This is a genomic window from Arthrobacter methylotrophus (assembly GCF_039539965.1).
Taxonomy (GTDB): domain Bacteria; phylum Actinomycetota; class Actinomycetes; order Actinomycetales; family Micrococcaceae; genus Arthrobacter; species Arthrobacter methylotrophus.
The window spans coordinates 1,150,088-1,167,397 of the sequence record NZ_BAABED010000001.1; the positions used below are offsets into that span (position 1 = coordinate 1,150,088).

Sequence of the window (17,310 nt, forward strand, 5' to 3'; positions counted from 1 at the left end):
CCGTCCGGTAGACTTGGAAGGTTACACCGGGTCGCGCGCATCGGGAGGAGGGACGATGCGCACCATTCAGCGAACCCGGAATCATGAACTCTTCCCCACACATCTCTTCGGCCAACGCCACGCTGCAGGCTGCCCCGTCATTTCCTGCTTCCCCGGCGCCACGCCGTTCCCGTCTGCCGGGACGCTTTGCCCGCTTGCCCGAACTTGCAGGGCGAAACTTCCTGCCGTTGGGACTCTTCGCAAGGCTGCCGCTCGCCATGCTGACTGTTGGCACCCTCACGCTCGTGACCGCTGTCGGCCACTCTTATGCCATCGGAGGCCTGGCGGCCGGAGCCGTCGGAATCGGTTCGGCCCTGGGCGCGCCTGTGCTCGGCTCGCTTGCCGACCGGAGAGGCCAGCGCCCGGTCTTGCTCGTGGCCGCGGCCGTCAATGCAGCCGCAGTGATTGCGTTGCTGGTCGCCGCATACCTGACACCTGATTTCAACGCTCCTACGGACACGCTCGCGATTCTGGTGACGGCCTTCCTCGCGGGAGCGAGTTGTCCGCAGGTCGGTCCCATGGCCCGTGTCCGGTGGATGGCCCTGACCACACGGAACGTGAACCCTGAAGGCGGCACGGCTGCCGTCGGTTCCGGCAGCGCGGCGGCCAGCCGCGCAGACCTGGACACCGCCTTGTCTTACGAGGGAACCGCAGACGAAATCACGTTTGTCCTGGGACCCGCGCTGGTTGGAATTCTGGCCAGCCTGGTAGCCCCGTGGCTTCCGCTCGCACTTGCAGCCGTGCTCACTGCCACTCTTGTGCCTGCCTTCGCCGTCCATCCTTCACAACTGGCCGTGGTTCCGGCAAGACGCAAAGTGCCCGCCGGCGTCGGGAGCGCCCGCGCGGAACGGAAATCAACCGTCGGCTCCGTGGCCTGGCTGAGGGTGGCCGTTCCGGTCCTGGCCATGGTGTGCATGGGAACGTTCTTCGGTGCGACACAGAATGCCTTGAGCGCTTTCTCCGCCCAGTTCGCCACGGCGGAGATCGCCGGATTGTTGTATTCGGTCGTGGGGCTGAGCTCGGCAGTCGCCGCGCTTTCCGTTGCCTATTGCCCCAGCGCTTTGGGCTGGCCATCCGCTGGGTGGTCGCCGCGGTCGCGATGACGGCGTTCTCCCTTCTCTTGTTCCTTCCGGCCGGGATCTGGCCGATGGTCATCGTTCTGTTCGTGCTGGGAATTCCTGTCGGACCCGTCATGGTGACTGTTTTCAGCATTGGGGGAGTGGTTGCGCCGGCGGGTCGCATGGCAACGGTCATGACCGCCCTGGCGAGCGGGATCGTGGCCGGTACGGCCTTGGGTGCCTACCTCGCGGGCCAGTTGGCGCAGACTCAGGGTCCCGCCGCAGCTTTCGTGGTGTCCATGGCCGCATCGGGGGCGCTCCTGGTGCTCGGCATCGTTGCCGGACTCGTCCTCCGCCGCAAACCGAGCCCGCAAGGGTAGCTCCTCGACCCCCAAGCCGCCCGTCCGCCGTCGACGCTCGCTCACTTTTGGGTCCCTTTTTGGAAACCCTCGCTCACGTCTTTGTGAACTGCTGCAGGAGGATTTCCGATTTTGGCGCTAAAGGTGAGCGAGCGTCGGAATCAGCGGCAGACGGGTCCTTACGCCAGCTGGTTTTCGATACGGGCCGCGCTCGCGGCCAGGGCTTCGCCGACGGCGGCCTGGTCCTGTTCGCGGCGGATATAGACGACGGCGATCGCCGCGGGCCGGCCGCCGGGCACTTGGATGGGGGCGGCCAAGGACGACAGTCCTGCGATGACTTCGTCGTGGCTTGCCGCGTAGCCGAGTCGACGCGCTTCGGCTGCCTCGCGCCGATAGGGCAAGCCTGGAGCAAGGACGGTCCATTCTTTCTCGCTCATCGTCGACTGGATGGCGATTCCAGGGGCTCCGATGTTCACGGGGTGGCGCGTCCCGGGGTGCTGTGCCAGAGTCGCGGCCGAGTGGCGCGGCTCAACGGTGACCAAGGTGACGCAGTCCTGATGGTCCCAGATCGCCACGAAGGCCGTCATGTTCAGGGCGTTGGCAAGCTGGGTCAGCTCAGGCAGCGCGGCCGTCTGGAGATCACGGGAAACCCCGCGCGCCAACACTGCCAGGCCAGGGCCGGGCTGGACACGGCCCGCGTCGTCGCGTATCAGTAAGGAATGGTCCTCCAGCGTGCGCAGGATCCTATAGGCCACAGAGCGGTGAACGCCCAAGGCGCCGGCAAGTTCCGCAATGGTCAGGGAACGTTCGGCGGCGGCCAGGATTTCCAACGCTTGGATTCCGCGGGAGAGGGTCTGCGACGGCGAGACGATCGCCGTCGGTTCTTTCAGATCCTTCGCGGCACTGGGAGACTTCATGGGCTCCATCCTATGTTGGCATTTAACACGGCTGAGCCGTCGTCTTGTGCTCTGGGATGCAAACGACTATGGTTCTTTATGAGAATTTATTGTTCAAATATAGAACAAGTTCACATATAGAACAATCTCCAGGCAGGAATCAACGATGATTGCCAAGTCCAGCCGGAATGCGGAGCCCGGCCCCTTCAGCCGTACTGCGCGGACACGGGCACTTCATTTCCGCGGCAGTCTGGGCCGCTTTGCTACAGGTGTGGCCATTGTGACCTTCGACGGTGCCACGAGGCGGCATGGCATTACTGTCAATTCCTTCACGTCGGTGTCCATGGAGCCGCCACTGGTCCTCGTCAGTATCGCCCGCACAGCGAGGGCCCACGACGAGCTCGCCGGGCGGCCGTTCACCGTCAACATCCTGGGTGCGGAACAAAAGCAGCTCGCCCTGCACTTCGCGGGCCGCCCCGGGCCGGAACCACTGTGGGTCGAAGGCGGCACGGCGCCCCGGCTCTCCAACGTCCTGGCCTATTTCGAATGCAAGCCATGGGCCGCCTACGACGGGGGAGACCACACCCTCTATGTGGGCGAGGTGGTGGACTTCAACTACCGCAACGGCGATGCGCTCGCTTTCGCCAACAGCGCCTTCACCACCATCCCGGAAAGCCAATTAGGAATGGAGGATCTTCTCTAGTGGCCGCGGCCCGTCCACGGCGCATCCATCACGCAATGCCGCTTCAGCTCAACCCCTCTTGGAGACAACCATGGGAATCCGGACCGGACAGCAATACCTGGACAAACTCAACTCAATGACCCCGCACGTCCTGATCGACGGCGAAATGGTCACCGAGAAGATCGCAGATCATCCCTCCTTCAGGAACGTGGCCCGCACGTACGCGAAGCTCTTCGACATGCAGCATGACCCGAAGTATGCGGATGCCCTCACCTATGAATCCCCGACGACGGGTGACCGGGTGAGTGCCTCGTTCCTGGTGCCGCGCAGCAAGGCGGACCTCGAGCATCGGCACGCGGCCATCCGCACCTGGGCCGAGTACTCCCATGGATTCCTGGGTCGTACCGGCGACTACATGAACGGAGCCCTTACGGCGCTCGCCGCCGCGGAAAAGTGGTTTGCCCAGGCCGATCCGATGTTCGGCGAAAACATGCGCAAGTACTACGAGCATTGCCGCGAGAACGATCTCCTGGCCACACACACCCTGATCCCGCCGCAAGTCAACCGTTCGGTGTCCGGTTCCGAACAGCTTGGCGGGCAACTTTCGGCCAGGGTAGTCGAGGAACGGGAGGACGGAATCGTCGTCCATGGCGCTCGTATGCTCGCCACGATCGCTCCGATCGCCGACGAACTCCTTGTTTTCCCTTCGACCCTCCTTCGCTCGACGCCTGAGGATGCTCCCTATTCCTACGCCTTCGCACTCCCGAATGACGCTCCGGGCATGCGTTACCTTTGCCGCACCTCCCTCTATAACGGCGGCGGCACCCACGATGAGCCGCTCGCGAGCCGTTACGAGGAAATGGACGCCGTGGTTGTTTTCGATCATGTGTTCGTCCCCAACGAGCGAATCTTCATGCTCGGCCATCCCGAACTGTGCAACGCCTTCTACTCCGAGACCGGCGCAGGAGCCCTGATGACCCACCAAGTGGTCACGAGGACCATCGCGAAGAGCGAGTTCTTCCTGGGCCTTGCTTCGGAAATTGCCGCATCGATCGGGATCGACGGATTCCAACACATCCAGGAAGACCTCGCGGAGCTGATCGAGACCGTTGAAATCGGCAAGGCCCTCATGGTGGCGGCGGAGGCCCAGGCTGCCCCGAGTCCGGATGGCGTGTTCTTGCCGCATTGGCCCACATTGAATGCGGCCCGTAACTGGTATCCCAAGGTTGCCCAGCGTTTCCCGGCGATCATTCGCAAGTTTTCGGCGTCCGGCCTCATGGCGCTACCGGGTGAAGCGGACGTCGCCAGTGAGGCATTACCGGACATTGAGTTGTACATGCAGGCGAAGACACTAACGGGACCGGAGCGAGTCCGACTCTTCAAGCTTGCCTTCGATGCGAGCATTTCCTCGTTCGCCGGGCGCCAGGCCTTGTACGAGTACTTTTTCTTCGGCGATCCCGTTCGTATGGCGGGCGCCCTCGTCAACAGCTACGATCGTGAGCCGGCCCGCGCCCGCGTTCGCGAATTCCTCGAACGGACAGACTGAACGCGCCACGGCGCGGACGACGACTGCAGCCGTCCGTCGTCGTCCGCAACTCCGACGCTCGCTCGCCTATGGCGCGAAATTCTCCGACGCACGCTCACCTATGATCGGAACGATCGCAACCCTCATGCAGAAGATGTGCAGGAGGGTGCGCCCTTCCGGCCTTAAAGGTGAGCGAGCGTCGGAATTCCTGCAGATACCGGCTACGCAGCCCGCTCCAAAAGCCGCACAGCGTCGTCGTCGGTCAACTGTTCGAAGTGTTCGTAGAACGCCCCAACCGCATGGAACCTGCCCGGCGTGTGCAGGCACATCACGAAGTCGCACACCCGGCTGATGGACGCCTGGGCTTCGAGTGATGCGACGGGAACGGCGGCCACCACGGTCCCCGCTCCGCGTGCGCGGACAGCCTCGACGGCGGCGCGCATCGTCGCTCCCGTGGCGAGGCCGTCGTCGACAAGGACCACGGTCTTGCCCGAGAGGTCTACGTTGACGCCGGGATAGGCTTTCACGCGCCGCAGGAGTTCGCCCCGCTCGCTCGTTTCCACCGCGTCGAGAGATGACTGGCTGATTCCGTGCTGCAGCATGCGTTCGGCGAGGGGCCGGTTGACGATGCGGACGATTCTGCCGCCGGACCAGGCGAGGGCGCCGAACGCGGTTTCTTCGCGCCCCGGGATACCAAGTTTGCGCACCAGAATGGCGCCAAGTGGCTGGTCGAGCTCGACGGCGGCCGCGGCCGCCACAGGAATCCCACCACGGGCGAGGCCCAGAAGGATGGTGTCCGGCCGGTGCCGGAGCTGCGGAAGCCCGGCTGCCAAACGGCGACCGGCATCTGCGCGGTCCTTGAAGCGCATGCCCATTCGACCCACTTCCACGTAATCCGGCGCTGAATCAAGCCTACCGTCCTTGCCGCGACAGGCCCCCGCTGTCACGATGGGCCATGTGAACAAGCCGATCGGTTATTGGACCAAACGCCTGGACGCCGCCTTGGAAACGCATCTGGACAGGACACTGGCGAGGTTGAAACTCAGTCGGCGGCAGTGGCAGGCCCTTAATGTCCTGGCCGAGACGGCCCTCAGCCCCGGGGACCTCGACGGCGTCCTCAGCCCTTTTTGGGGCGACGACACGCGGCGCCGCGAAAGCGAACTCGCCGCGCTGGTGGGCCGCGGAATGATCATCATGGTGGACGATCGCATCAGTCTCAGCGAACTGGGCCACGCGAAACAGGCCGAAGCCCAAAGACTTGTCGAGGATTCCCGCCGGGAACTTTCCATGGGATCGGCATCGACGAGTACGCCATGGCCCTCAGCGTGCTGGAACGCATGACGCGCAATGCGGAGCGGTTGGCACGGTAGAGCCGGGAGCGCCTTAGACGCCGAGGAACGCCACCGTAGCGTCTTTGAACACCCTGCTGGTGACGGCGTTGCCATGGTTCCGTCCAGGAATGAGCAATTGTTCCACCATGCCCCCCGCATGGGACGCGATTGCGGCAAGCTCGGGCATGGTGCTGGCCCGCTCGTCCTTTTCACCGGCGACCAGCAGCATCGGCATGTGGGGCACGGCTTCGGCGGGATCGTAGGGTTCGCCCTTGATGGCCTCGATCAGCGACAAGAGCGCAAACAGATCGTTGCTCGGCAAGAGCTGCGCCATTTTAAGCAAGCCTGCCGTGGACGCGTCTTCAATCGGCGTCCCGTCCGCGAGGTAGCGCTGGGCAGCCACGAGGTCGAAGGATGCCAGCGGGTCTTCCTTGTTCGGGCCACCCAATACCAAGCGGTGCACGAGTTCGGGCTGGGTTGCCCCGAACTCCCAGGCGAGCCGGGATCCCAGGGAGTAGCCAACGACGTCAAGCCCGCTCGAAGGGTCGCCGTCGCGCACAGGGCGCGCCCCGGCGTCGGCCACTATCTGGAGCAGGTCCGCGCGGATCCGGCTGGGAGTGTAGGAGTCCAGGTCTTCGGGCGAAGCGCTCCGGCCATGTCCTGGGAGGTCTACGGTGATCACGCGGCGACCGGCGGACCGAAGAGTGGAAATCCACCCCGTGTCGCCCCAATTGAGCTTGCTCGACGAGGAGAAACCGTGCAGCAGCAGGACGGGACGCAACCCGGCGTCGGTGCCTTCGGCAGGCTCATGGACCTCCACGAAAATATGGGGATCCGTTCCTTCCACGGTGTGGATGTGCTCTCCTGTGTGCCTGCCGCTCATCGTGTCAGTCCTCATCGAGTACGGCGCTCAGGCGGACCCGGCGCTTCGGTGCTTCATCCTTCGGAACCGTGCCCACGATGCCCGCAGTATTGTCCGGCACCTCGAACACCACCAGCGGCTCGCCGACGTTGATGGTCTCGCCCGGCGCGCCGTGGATACGGATCACTTTACCCGCCTGCGGGCTTGGCAACTCGAGCGCTGACTTAGTCGTTTCCAGCTCTACGAGGGGCTGGTTCCGTTCCACCTGATCTCCGGGGGAGACGAGCCAGTCCAGCACGGTCGCCTCGATGAGGCCTTCGCCAAGATCGGGCAGGGGGAAGCTGATTTCAGCCACGTCGGTACTCCAATACTCGTTGGATCCCCAGGAGGATGCGGTCAATGTTCGGAATGTATTCGTCCTCCAGGTCACCGGAGGGGTAAGGCACGTCGAAGCCGGTGACCCGCTCGACCGGCGCTTTGAGGGTGTCGAAGCAGCTTTGCGTGATCAGTTGGGCGACTTCCGCGCCGAGTCCGGAGGTCAGCGGAGCTTCGTGCACGACGACGGCGCGCCGCGTCTTTCCGACGGACGTCGCCAGTGTTGCGGCGTCGATCGGCTTGAGCCAGCGCAGGTCGAGGACTTCGACGTCGATTCCGTCCTCCGCTGCGAGTTCGGCGACCTGCAGGCACCGGGCCACCATGGCACCCCAGGCTACGAGGGTCAGGTGGCGGCCCGGCCGGACAACGCGCGCACCGGTGAGGCTGCCGCCGTCGGCTGTGTCGACGTCGCCCTTCTGCCAATAGCGGGACTTGGGTTCCATGAAAATCACGGGGTCAGGTCGCGAGGCAGCGTACTTGAGCAGGTGATAGGCGTCGTGCGGATCCGACGGCGAGACAACCTTCAGGCCGGGAACGTGCGCGAAGAGCGCCTCAAGGCTTTCGCCGTGGTGTTCGGGAGCGCGGATGCCTCCGAAGCTGGGCACCCGCAAGGTGATCGGCATCGGCAGGGTGCCGCGGCTGCGGTAGTTCATGCGGGCGATCTGGCACACGATCTGGTTGATGGCCGGATAGGCGAAGCCGTCGAACTGTACTTCCGGAATCGGGTGGAAGCCTGCCATGGCCAGCCCTACGGACATGCCGAGGATTCCGGACTCCGCGAGCGGCGTGTCGAACACGCGGGTGTCTCCGTGCTTTGTCTGGAGGCCGTCGGTGATGCGGAAGACTCCGCCCAATTGGCCACAGTCCTCACCGAACACAAGCGTCTTTGGATCGGTGGAGAGAACCTCGTCCAGGGCGCGGTTGAGTGCCTGCTGCATGGAGAGTTGAGTTAGCCGGGCCTCCATGGGTGCCCGGGCTTCAAGGGTGGCGGTGCTCTCAGACATGTTCGGACTCCTCGCGCCAACGGGTGGCCTGATTTTCAAGGACGGGGGTGGTTTCCTGGAAGACGAAATCGAACATTTCGTTGCCGGGCCGGGGGCCGAGGGCTTCGATTCCGATGCGGATCGCTTCCTCTTCTGCCCGCGCGGCGTCGTGGGCGGCGGCGAAGAAGGCCTCGTCGGCTTCGCCTTCGGCCAGCAATCGCTTGCGGAAGCGTTCCAGTGGGTCCACACCGGCGTCGATGCGCTCGTTGTCGAGGCTCCGGTACCGGCCCGGATCGTCGGCGGTCGAATGCGGCCCGCGGCGGTAGGTCATCGCTTCGACCACCACGGGGCCGTTGCCTTGGCGGCAATGGGCGAAGGCATTGCGGGTGGCTTCATACACGGCGACCACATCGTTGCCGTCCACCTGAATGCCCGGGATGTCGTAGCCGGCGGCCCGGGCAGCGACCGAGCCGCCGGCCACTTGCCGCTCGGTGGGCACGGAAATCGCCCAGCCGTTGTTCTGGATGAAGAAGACGACCGGCGCTTTCATGACGGCGGCAAAATTCATGGCTTCATGGACGTCGCCTTGCGAGGAGGCGCCGTCGCCGAAGTAGCTGAGGGCCACGCCTTGCTCGCCGCTCAGGGTTTGGCCATGGGCCCAGCCGACGGCATGGAGCACCGAACCTGCAACCACGGCCTGGATGGGCGCGAGTCGGCTTGCCGGAGGGTTGTACATGCCGCCGTGCCACGTTGCCTTGTGGGTGGACATGTACGCCACCATGTCCACACCCATGGCCCTGGCGACGCCCATTTCACGGTACGTCGGAAAGGCGAAGTCGCGGGCCGTGTCCAGGGCGTAGGCGCTCCCGACCTGGGCTGCTTCCTGGCCGAGTTCCGGAGCGTAGCCGGGGATGATTCCTTGGCGCTGCCACGCGACGGCCGAGGTATCCAGGTATCGAACGGCAGCCATCAGGGAGTAAAGCTCCCTGAGCTGTCCGGGGCCGAGGGGCGCAGTATCGGCTGTGCCCACAGCGGGAAGAATTGAGTCCATGGACGTGACCGTAGTCACTGTTCGTTCTGTGGGCAATCCGCCTATTTGCGACTAGTCAAACTGCCAAGAACTGTCAGCCATCGTGGGGGAAGGCATGGCAGTTTGTGCACCCTTCCGCCCACCCAACTAGCTCGCACTTGTTGTCGTTATGAGGCCTCAGAACGACGTTAAATGCGAGTTAGTTGGGTGGGCAGAGAGCTGGGCGGATCAAGCGCTTCGTGCAGCTTTGGCTTTGGCCTTGATCCGGCAGGCTATGGCGATACCGGCGACGAGTAGGAACGTACCGATCAACTGACCGGCGCTCTCGGCATTTGAGAAGCCCACCACGAAGATGACCGCAAGCAACGCCAATCCGAAGAGGGTGAGGAAGGGGAAGCCCTTCATGCGAAGGGGCAACTGTGTTCCTTCGCGGTCGGCGCGGCGGCGGAGGATGAACTGGGATACGAGTGCGGTGCCCCAGACCACGAGGCAGGTGGAGCCCACAAGGTTCAAAAGCGCCGGAAGGACGCGGTCAGGGAAGAGCAGTTCCAGCACGGTGGCGATGAAGCCGAAAGCGACGGAGACCCCGACGGCGGCCATGGGCACCCGAGCGCCGCGCAGCCGCGACAGGAAAGCCGGTGCCTCGCCGCGTTCAGACAAGGAGAAGACCATGCGAGAGGCGCCGTAGAGGTTCGCGTTGAGCGCCGAGAGCAGGGCTACAACGGCAACAAGCGTGATGGCTGTGCCAGCTCCCGGGATGCCGGCAAGGTTCAGTACACCGGCGAACGGCGACTTCAATCCCTCGGAGTCGGAGGGCAGGACGGCTGCAATAACAAAGACCGAGCCGATGTAGAAGACCAGGATGCGCCACACCACTGTACGGATGGCTTTGCCGACGCTTCGTACCGGATCCTGCGTCTCCGCCGCCGCCACGCTCACGATTTCCGTCCCCCCGAAGGCGAAAATCACCACGAAGAGTGCCGTGGCAATTCCAGACCAACCAGACGGGGCGAAGTTGCTCGTGAGGTTTCCGAGGCCGGGGGAGGTCAGTCCCGGCAGCCAACCAAACAGCAATGCCGCACCGATAGCCAGGAAAGCGACTATGGCCGCGACCTTCAGGATGGCGAACCAGAACTCGAACTCGCCGAAGTTACGTACCCCGGCGAGGTTGATCGCGGTGAACGCCACCATGAAGACCAAGGCGAGCGCCCACACCGGAACGACTGGCCAGACAGAGAACAGCAGCCCGGCCGCGCCGAGTGCCTCCGCGGCAATGACGACTACCAGCTGCAGCCACCAAAGCCAGCCGACGGTTGACCCGGCCGTCTTGCCCATGGCCTTTTCCGCGTACACAGAGAAAGCGCCGCTATTGGGGTTGGCCGCCGCCATCTCGCCCAGGGCCCACATCACCAGGATGATCAGGGTGCCCGCCACTAGATAGGAGATGAGCACGGCCGGGCCGGCCGCATGGATCCCGGCGCCCGAGCCGAGGAAGAGACCTGCGCCGATGGCACTGCCCAGGCCCATCATAGTGAGCTGGCGCGGCTTCATCGCGTGGCCGAGGCCATGCGAAGAAATGGTGGGTCGAACAGCGGTGGACTTCGTTGTCATTCGTGTTTGCTTTCTTGTGGGTGTTTTCTCAGCTGGTTCTTATGAGACTTATCGAATTTACCGCTTCCGAGCGAAGGTGGTGAAAAACACCTATGAGAGAATGCTTACAACTTGGTGCAGCATGTGGGAATCAAGTGCCGATATGTTCAGCTCATGGGTGGAAGTAGGAAAAACTGGTGGCTGTTGACGAGCTAGATGCCAAGATTGTTCGTTTCTTCACGGACTCTCCGCGAGCGTCCGTCCTTGAGGCATCCCGCGTCTTGAAGGTCGCCCGCGCTACGGTCCAGTCCAGGCTTGACCGGATGGCCGAACGCGGAGTCGTGGCTCCCTGGGTTCCGCAGCCCGACCCTGCCGGTTTCGGGTATCCGGTGGTGGCCTTCTGCTCGCTGACCATCAATCAGGACCTGGGGCACGACGCTGTCGTCGAAGCCCTGGCCGCCATCCCCGAATTGATTGAGGTCCACACCGTTTCCGGCAGTTCGGATCTGATGGTGCGGGTGGTGGGCAAATCGAACTCGGACTTGCAGCGCGTGCTGGACAAGCTCATCGCCACCAAGACGGTGCTCCGCTCCTCGTCGGTGATCGTGCTGAATACCCACTTCCAAGGCCGCACCTTGCCTTTGCTGGAAGTCGCGGCCAAGGAGGATGTGAGCTGAAACATTTGGACACCGTCCGTTGACAGTCGTACCATTAGTTCTAGTCAACTTGACCATAACTAATTTTCGGTTCCAAGGGCAAAGAACTGGTTCCTACGGCAAAGAAGCGGGGTGAACACCGTGTACGCCAACTCCGCGAACGTCGCAGAGCGCAGGCTCGCACCGCCGTCGTTGGCTATTTCCACGGTGATCTTCGCGCTCCGCCCGAGTGAACGCTCAGGGCGCCCCACGCTGTGGCTGCCGCTGGTGCGGCGTATCCGCGAACCGTTCAAAGGAATGTGGGCGCTGCCCGGTGGGCCGCTGCAGCATGACGAGTCCCTTCAGGATGCCGCGTCCCGGAACCTGCGTGAGACAACAGGGTTAGCGCCTCAATACCTCGAACAGCTCTACGCCTTCGGTGGCCTGCACCGCTCGCCTGCCCAACGGGTCGTCTCGATTGTCTACTGGGCCTTGGTGCAGCCCACGGAAGCCGCCCTGGCGGACGAATCCGAGAACGTCCGCTGGTTCCGCGCCGACAGGCTTGCGGAGCTGGCCTTTGATCACAATGCGATCGTGGACTACGCCCTGTGGCGGCTGCGCAACAAGATGGCCTACGGGTCCATCGCCTATCACTTGCTGGGTGAGTTCTTCACCCTGGCACAGGTCCGCGAAGTCTACGAGGCTGTCCTGGACCGCCAATTGGATCCGGCGAATTTCCGCCGGCAAATCAAGGGAACGCCGGAAATCGAAGAGACCGGTGAATACCTCCAAGGCGGAAAACACCGCCCACCCCGCCTCTACCGCTTCACCGGCACGCCCGGACTCGGGCCAGACAACAGGAGTACACCATGAGCAGCGTCAACACAGCTATCCAGCTGATCACGCGGGAAGAAGCCGAGAGCGGCCGTTCCGCGGCCGGCTCAACGTGTAGCCCCGCTCTGGCCAAGGGTCCGTGGGAGTACGACCTCGCTGAGGCCCTCACCGGCGTCCCCGCGTACGGGCCCGGCGCCTCAAGCTCCGACGACGCTCCCAAGGCCACGCCCCGCCAAGGCCAATTGCCTGAAGAGTACAAGGTGGCCAGCGACGCCGAGCTCGACGCCCGCATCCGCGCCGCCAAAGAGACGCTGGGGGACCGGGCCGTCATCCTGGGACACTTCTACCAGCGCGACGAAGTGGTCCAGTACGCGGATTTCGTGGGGGACTCCTTCCAGCTGGCCAACGCGGCCCTGACCAAGCCAGACGCCGAGGCCATCATCTTCTGCGGTGTGCACTTCATGGCTGAAACCGCGGATATCCTGTCCAGCGAAGGCCAGGCCGTGATCCTGCCGAACCTGGCCGCAGGCTGCTCCATGGCGGACATGGCGGACGAGGACTCGGTGGAGGAATGCTGGGAGCAGCTCGAAGAGCTCTTCGGCAGCGCCCCTGATTCCGAAGGCCGGGCGCCGGTCATCCCGGTGACCTACATGAACTCATCGGCGGCATTGAAGGCCTTCTGTGGCCGCAACGGCGGCATTGTCTGCACGTCCTCCAACGCCAAGACGGTGCTGGAATGGGCCTTCGAACGTGGCCAGCGTGTGCTCTTCTTCCCGGATCAACACTTGGGCCGCAACACAGCCAAGGCCCTCGGCGTGCCGCTGGAACAAATGCCCATGTGGAATCCCCGCAAGGAGCTCGGCGGTAATGACGAGCAGACCCTGCAGGATTCCCGCGTCATCCTTTGGCACGGCTTCTGCTCGGTCCACAAGCGCTTCAACGTGGGCCAGATCGAGAAAGCCCGTGCTGATTTCCCGGGCGTGAACGTCATTGTGCACCCCGAATGCCCCATGGAAGTTGTTGATGCCGCAGACGGCGCAGGTTCCACAGACTTCATCAAGAAGGCCATCGCAGCTGCTACTGAGCCCACCACTTTTGCGATCGGCACCGAGATCAACATGGTGAACAGGCTTGCCGCTGAAAACCCGCAGCACACCATCTTCTGCCTGGACCCGGTGATCTGCCCTTGCTCCACGATGTACCGCATCCACCCCGGCTACCTTGCCTGGGTTCTTGAGGAACTGGTGGAAGGCCGTGTGGTCAACCGCATCACGGTGGACGACTCGGTCAAGGACAATGCCAAGATCGCCCTCGAACGCATGCTGGCCGCACGCCCGCTCTAGGCCACACCCCCATCAACCAGTCGAATTGAGGCTGACATGACTGCAGAACGCTTCCCGGGCGCTTCGGCGCGGCGGCGACTCGTCGTCGTCGGGAGCGGTATCGCCGGACTCTATTCCGCGCTGCTCGCCGCCGAGGCCGGTGCGGATGTTGTCCTGCTCAGCAAGGGCGCGCTGGCTGACAGCAACACGTTCTTCGCACAGGGTGGGATTTCGGCAGTACTGGAGGAACCCGCGCCCGGCGACACGGTCGCTTCGCACATTGCGGACACACTCAAAGCCGGGGCGGGCCATTGCGACGAGGAAGCCGTGCGGGTGCTGTGCACCGAAGCGCGCCTGGATATCTTGGGGTTGGAGCGTTTCGGTGTCCGTTTTGACGCGGACGACGACGGCGACCCCGCCCTGGGGCTCGAAGCCGCCCACTCCGCCCCCAGGATCCTGCACGCCGGTGGAGACGCCACTGGCGCGGAGGTTGCGAAGGCGCTTATCCTCGCGGTCCTCGACGCACAGGAAGCTGGGAGGATCCAGGTGCTGGGACATGCGCAGGCCGCTTCCCTGATCCAGTCCGAGGGACGCGTGACAGGTGTTGACTTCGTGCGGAACGGACGTACCGAAAGCGTCTACGGCGATGCCGTGCTTCTTGCCACGGGCGGGGCAGGGCAGCTGTTCGCCCAGACCACCAACCCTTCGGTAGCGACGGCTGACGGCCTCGCGCTTGCGTGGCGCGCTGGAGCGGAGCTCGCAGACCTCGAGTTCTTCCAGTTCCACCCGACGAGCATGGTGCTGTCTGCTGCCCGGGGCCGAGCCCACACCGGCGCAGATCCGCTCCTCATTTCCGAAGCGGTCCGCGGTGAAGGCGCCCTTCTGGTGGACGCCAACGGCCGGCGATTCATGCCCGACTACCACCCGGACGCAGAACTCGCGCCCCGCGACGTCGTCTCCCGCAGCATCGCGCTCCACCTGGCTTCACTGGGCGATCCCACCGGGCACGTCTTCCTTGACGCCCGCGTCGTCGAAGCGAACAAAGGGGAGGGATTCCTCGAGAAGCGCTTCCCCACGATCAGCGCCAGGACCCGTGACGCCGGCGTCGACTGGACCCGCGAGCCCGTTCCGGTGGCACCGGCCGCGCATTACTGGATGGGCGGCGTGGTCACCGATCTGCACGGCCGCACCTCCGTGCCCGGGCTGCTTGCCGCCGGCGAAGTCGCCTGCACCGGAGTCCAGGGCGCCAACCGCCTGGCCAGCAACTCCCTGCTTGAAGGACTTGTCTTCGGGCGCCGGGCAGTCGAGGGGTTCCTTGGCGAGGTGCCGTCGAATGGTAGGTTGACCGACTCGCCAGATCCCTCGGCGTCGGCCGAGGCGCTCGCATGGCAGCCTGAGCTTGTCCCCGAGCCCTTCAGCCGTACCGCACTCCGTCGGCTGATGACTGCCAAAGCCGGGGTTCTCCGGACCGGCGGGCTGCTCCGGGAGGCGGCTGAGGCACTCAACGCCTGGGCCGGCGTCGTACTTCCCCGGCACGTGCCGGATTCTGTGGATCCGCGCGAGCACGAGGACGCCAATTTGCTTCTGGCCGCGCAGCTGTTGGTGCAGGCGGCGGGAGCGCGGCGGGGGTCGCTGGGGGCGCATTACCGGAGCGACACTGCCGAACTGCGGCGCGAAACCGCCGCCGAAGAACCACATCACAGATACACGATCCGCCGGAAAGCGAGCCTCGTCAATGACTAGCCTGACCCTCCCCGCAGCACCTGTCCGGGACATTCTGGAGCGTGCCTTCGCGGAGGACGCGCCGAGCGGGGACATCACCTCACAACTGCTGATTCCCGCGGAAGCCCGGGCCACCGCCGTGCTCAATGCCCGGGTGCCGGGCGTCTTCAGCGGCGGAACGGTGTTTCGTGACGCCATGCTGATCATCGACCCGGACACCGAAGTGGAGTTGCTGCTGGCTGACGGTGAAGCGTTCGACGCCGGAGCGCACCTCGCGCGGGTCAGCGGCCGGGCGCGCTCGGTGTTGCTCGCCGAACGCGTCGGGCTCAACCTCGCCCAACGAATGAGCGCCATTGCCACCAAGACAGCGGAGTTCGTGAAGCTGGTCGATGGCACCAAGGCCCGCATCACCGACACCCGGAAGACTACCCCGGGGCTGCGAGTGCTTGAACGCTACGCCGTACGTTGCGGCGGGGGAGCCAACCACCGCTACAGCCTGTCTGATGCGGTTCTCGCCAAGGACAACCATTTGGCCGTGATGACCGGAGGGGACTCGGCCAAGCTGACGGCCCTGCTGAAGGCCGCCAAAGCCCAACTGGGCCACACCACGCATTTCGAGGTGGAAGTTGACCGGGCCGAGCAGATCGAACCGGTGCTCGCGGCCGGGGTAGACACCATCATGCTGGACAATTTCTCCCTCGAGGAACTCCGTGCCGGCGTGAAGCAAGTGGCTGGGCGCGCCGTCGTCGAAGCGAGTGGCAACGTCAATATCAAAACGGTGGCGGAGATCGCCGCTGCAGGAGTTGATGTCATTTCCATCGGCGGACTCACACACAGTGTTATCGCGCTGGATCTGGGCCTGGATGTGACGCTGGACGTCACACCCTCCTCGGGTCTCGGCTGATGCCGTGATCTTCCTCGACGCCGCGGCGACGACACCCGTCCGCAGGGAAGTCCTCGAAGCGATGTGGCCGTTTCTGACGGGGGAGTTCGGCAATCCCTCAAGCCACCACAGCCTCGGCGAAGCGGCTGCGAACGCGTTGTCCGGGGCCCGCGCTGCGGTAGCGAAGGCATTGGGCTGCCGGCCGGGGGAGATCACTTTCACCTCTGGCGGTACCGAGGCCGACAATCTGGCGGTGAAAGGAATCGCCCTCGCCAGACGTGCGGCGGATCCTGCTCTGAATCGCGTTGTTGTCAGCGCCATCGAGCATCCCGCCGTCGCGGAATCGGCGCTCTATCTGCAACGCGTCCATGGGTTCGAGGTGGACGTGGTCCCTGTGGACCGGCGTGGCGTGGTGACGCCCGAGGCGCTTCGGGCTGCACTGGGTCCGGCGACGGCACTGGTCAGCGTTTTGTATGCCAACAACGAGATCGGGACGGTCCAGCCGGTAAGGCAGCTTGCGGAGGTGGCCGCGGAACAGGGCGTGTCGTTCCACACGGACGCCGTCCAGGCTGCTGGCTGGCTGCCCATCGGTGTCAAGGAACTGGGAGTGGACGCCTTGAGCATTTCGGGTCATAAGCTCGGCGCGCCCAAGGGCAGCGGCGTGCTCTATGCCAAGGGAAGGCTGCGGCTCGAGCCGTTGGTCCACGGCGGCGGCCAGGAGCGGGGCAGGCGTTCGGGAACGGAAAACGTGGCGGGTGCAGTTGCGCTGGCGACGGCCTTGACGCTTGCGCATGCCGAACAGGCCCAACTCGCAGGGAGTGTCTCGGCGCTGCGGGATACCTTCATTCGTACTGTCCTTGAAAGTGTGCCCGGTGCCGTACTAACCGGCGATCCCTCGCAGCGCTTGCCTTCGATAGCGTCCTTTTGTTTCCCGGGTACAAGTGGCGAGTCCGTTTTGCTGGAGCTTGAGCGGCTTGGTGTGGTCTGTTCGAGCGGATCGGCGTGCGCCGCGGGATCCGATGCCCCGTCGCCGGTTCTGCTTGCTTTGGGAATCGAGCCCGAGGTGGCCCAGACTGCTGTGCGTTTCAGCTTCAATTCCACGGTGACCCCAGCGGAACTGGAGCGCGCCGCGGAAGCCGTGGCCGCCGCCGTCGGGAGCGTCCAGGGCCTCGGTCGCCGCTGAC

16 protein-coding genes and 1 pseudogene are annotated in these 17,310 nt (G+C 64.3%); 10 read left to right on the top strand and 7 right to left on the bottom strand.

Features of this window, described 5'->3' with window-relative positions:
- The first annotated feature begins 83 nt into the window (after positions 1–83).
- Positions 84–1,477: pseudogene (locus tag ABD884_RS05650) on the top strand (MFS transporter).
- A 158-nt stretch (positions 1,478–1,635) separates the two neighbouring features.
- On the opposite strand, the gene ABD884_RS05655 reads toward ABD884_RS05650, so the two are convergent.
- Positions 1,636–2,373 carry an IclR family transcriptional regulator gene (locus ABD884_RS05655; protein ID WP_345039560.1) on the bottom strand — a complete coding sequence of 246 codons (738 nt, stop codon included), beginning with the start codon at positions 2,371–2,373 and terminating at the stop codon, positions 1,636–1,638.
- A gap of 145 nt (positions 2,374–2,518) precedes the next feature.
- Between ABD884_RS05655 and ABD884_RS05660 the strand changes: the two genes are divergently transcribed.
- Complete coding sequence (locus ABD884_RS05660) at positions 2,519–3,055, top strand: flavin reductase family protein (RefSeq protein ID WP_345039566.1); 537 nt, start codon at positions 2,519–2,521, stop codon at positions 3,053–3,055.
- A gap of 70 nt (positions 3,056–3,125) precedes the next feature.
- A complete protein-coding gene (gene hpaB / locus ABD884_RS05665) occupies positions 3,126–4,580 on the top strand; it encodes a 4-hydroxyphenylacetate 3-monooxygenase, oxygenase component (RefSeq protein ID WP_345039571.1) in 1,455 nt (484 codons plus the stop codon).
- A gap of 200 nt (positions 4,581–4,780) precedes the next feature.
- Here the strand turns inward: hpaB and ABD884_RS05670 are convergent, their stop codons facing one another.
- Positions 4,781–5,434: a phosphoribosyltransferase gene (locus ABD884_RS05670; RefSeq protein ID WP_345054593.1), complete on the bottom strand. Its 654-nt coding sequence runs from the start codon at positions 5,432–5,434 to the stop codon at positions 4,781–4,783.
- 82 nt (positions 5,435–5,516) lie between these two features.
- Here ABD884_RS05670 and ABD884_RS05675 point away from each other — a divergent pair, with 82 nt between their 5' ends.
- Positions 5,517–5,900, top strand: coding sequence for a MarR family transcriptional regulator (locus ABD884_RS05675; RefSeq protein ID WP_345039575.1), 384 nt, complete (start codon positions 5,517–5,519; stop codon positions 5,898–5,900).
- 42 nt (positions 5,901–5,942) lie between these two features.
- On the opposite strand, the gene ABD884_RS05680 is transcribed toward ABD884_RS05675, so the two are convergent.
- The 5 genes from ABD884_RS05680 to ABD884_RS05700 all read right to left on the bottom strand — a co-directional run bounded on the left by ABD884_RS05680 (position 5,943) and on the right by ABD884_RS05700 (position 10,751).
- Complete coding sequence (locus ABD884_RS05680; RefSeq protein WP_345039583.1) at positions 5,943–6,773, bottom strand: alpha/beta fold hydrolase; 831 nt, start codon at positions 6,771–6,773, stop codon at positions 5,943–5,945.
- A gap of 4 nt (positions 6,774–6,777) precedes the next feature.
- Positions 6,778–7,107 (bottom strand): biotin/lipoyl-containing protein, encoded by a 330-nt coding sequence (locus tag ABD884_RS05685; protein ID WP_028264704.1) that lies wholly within the window; start codon positions 7,105–7,107, stop codon positions 6,778–6,780.
- On the bottom strand, positions 7,100–8,131 hold the full coding sequence (locus ABD884_RS05690; protein WP_345039593.1) for an alpha-ketoacid dehydrogenase subunit beta: 1,032 nt from the start codon (positions 8,129–8,131) through the stop codon (positions 7,100–7,102). Before ABD884_RS05690 ends, ABD884_RS05685 begins: the two co-directional genes overlap by 8 nt.
- A complete protein-coding gene (locus ABD884_RS05695; protein WP_345039599.1) occupies positions 8,124–9,161 on the bottom strand; it encodes a thiamine pyrophosphate-dependent enzyme in 1,038 nt (345 codons plus the stop codon). The genes ABD884_RS05690 and ABD884_RS05695 overlap by 8 nt, the downstream gene beginning before the upstream one ends.
- Before the next feature lie 207 nt (positions 9,162–9,368).
- Positions 9,369–10,751, bottom strand: coding sequence for an amino acid permease (locus ABD884_RS05700; RefSeq protein WP_345039604.1), 1,383 nt, complete (start codon positions 10,749–10,751; stop codon positions 9,369–9,371).
- Between the two features lie 176 nt (positions 10,752–10,927).
- Between ABD884_RS05700 and ABD884_RS05705 the strand changes: the two genes are divergently transcribed.
- The 6 genes from ABD884_RS05705 (at position 10,928) to ABD884_RS05730 (ending at position 17,309) form a co-directional block, all read left to right on the top strand.
- A complete protein-coding gene (locus ABD884_RS05705) occupies positions 10,928–11,407 on the top strand; it encodes an Lrp/AsnC family transcriptional regulator (RefSeq protein ID WP_345039611.1) in 480 nt (159 codons plus the stop codon).
- Positions 11,408–11,518: 111 nt separating this feature from the next.
- Positions 11,519–12,238 (top strand): NUDIX hydrolase, encoded by a 720-nt coding sequence (locus ABD884_RS05710; protein WP_028264699.1) that lies wholly within the window; start codon positions 11,519–11,521, stop codon positions 12,236–12,238.
- Positions 12,235–13,542 (top strand): quinolinate synthase NadA, encoded by a 1,308-nt coding sequence (gene nadA, locus ABD884_RS05715; protein ID WP_345039620.1) that lies wholly within the window; start codon positions 12,235–12,237, stop codon positions 13,540–13,542. The genes ABD884_RS05710 and nadA overlap by 4 nt, the downstream gene beginning before the upstream one ends.
- A gap of 36 nt (positions 13,543–13,578) precedes the next feature.
- A complete protein-coding gene (gene nadB, locus ABD884_RS05720) occupies positions 13,579–15,264 on the top strand; it encodes an L-aspartate oxidase (RefSeq protein ID WP_345039626.1) in 1,686 nt (561 codons plus the stop codon).
- Positions 15,257–16,147, top strand: a complete 891-nt coding sequence (gene nadC / locus ABD884_RS05725; protein WP_345039633.1) for a carboxylating nicotinate-nucleotide diphosphorylase — start codon at positions 15,257–15,259, stop codon at positions 16,145–16,147. Before nadB ends, nadC begins: the two co-directional genes overlap by 8 nt.
- Before the next feature lie 4 nt (positions 16,148–16,151).
- Entirely contained in the window at positions 16,152–17,309 is a 1,158-nt protein-coding gene (locus ABD884_RS05730; protein ID WP_345039644.1) for a cysteine desulfurase family protein, read from the top strand.
- Position 17,310 lies beyond the last annotated feature (1 nt).

What these genes read in the sequence shown, in the direction of transcription:
- ABD884_RS05655 (WP_345039560.1), bottom strand. Translation starts at nt 2,373, where the DNA reads ATGAAGTCTCCCAGTGCCGCGAAGGATCTGAAAGAACCGACGGCGATC.
- ABD884_RS05660 (WP_345039566.1), top strand. Translation starts at nt 2,519, where the DNA reads ATGATTGCCAAGTCCAGCCGGAATGCGGAGCCCGGCCCCTTCAGCCGT.
- hpaB (WP_345039571.1), top strand. Translation starts at nt 3,126, where the DNA reads ATGGGAATCCGGACCGGACAGCAATACCTGGACAAACTCAACTCAATG.
- ABD884_RS05670 (WP_345054593.1), bottom strand. Translation starts at nt 5,434, where the DNA reads ATGGGCATGCGCTTCAAGGACCGCGCAGATGCCGGTCGCCGTTTGGCA.
- ABD884_RS05680 (WP_345039583.1), bottom strand. Translation starts at nt 6,773, where the DNA reads ATGAGCGGCAGGCACACAGGAGAGCACATCCACACCGTGGAAGGAACG.
- ABD884_RS05690 (WP_345039593.1), bottom strand. Translation starts at nt 8,131, where the DNA reads ATGTCTGAGAGCACCGCCACCCTTGAAGCCCGGGCACCCATGGAGGCC.
- ABD884_RS05695 (WP_345039599.1), bottom strand. Translation starts at nt 9,161, where the DNA reads ATGGACTCAATTCTTCCCGCTGTGGGCACAGCCGATACTGCGCCCCTC.
- ABD884_RS05700 (WP_345039604.1), bottom strand. Translation starts at nt 10,751, where the DNA reads ATGACAACGAAGTCCACCGCTGTTCGACCCACCATTTCTTCGCATGGC.
- nadA (WP_345039620.1), top strand. Translation starts at nt 12,235, where the DNA reads ATGAGCAGCGTCAACACAGCTATCCAGCTGATCACGCGGGAAGAAGCC.
- nadB (WP_345039626.1), top strand. Translation starts at nt 13,579, where the DNA reads ATGACTGCAGAACGCTTCCCGGGCGCTTCGGCGCGGCGGCGACTCGTC.
- nadC (WP_345039633.1), top strand. Translation starts at nt 15,257, where the DNA reads ATGACTAGCCTGACCCTCCCCGCAGCACCTGTCCGGGACATTCTGGAG.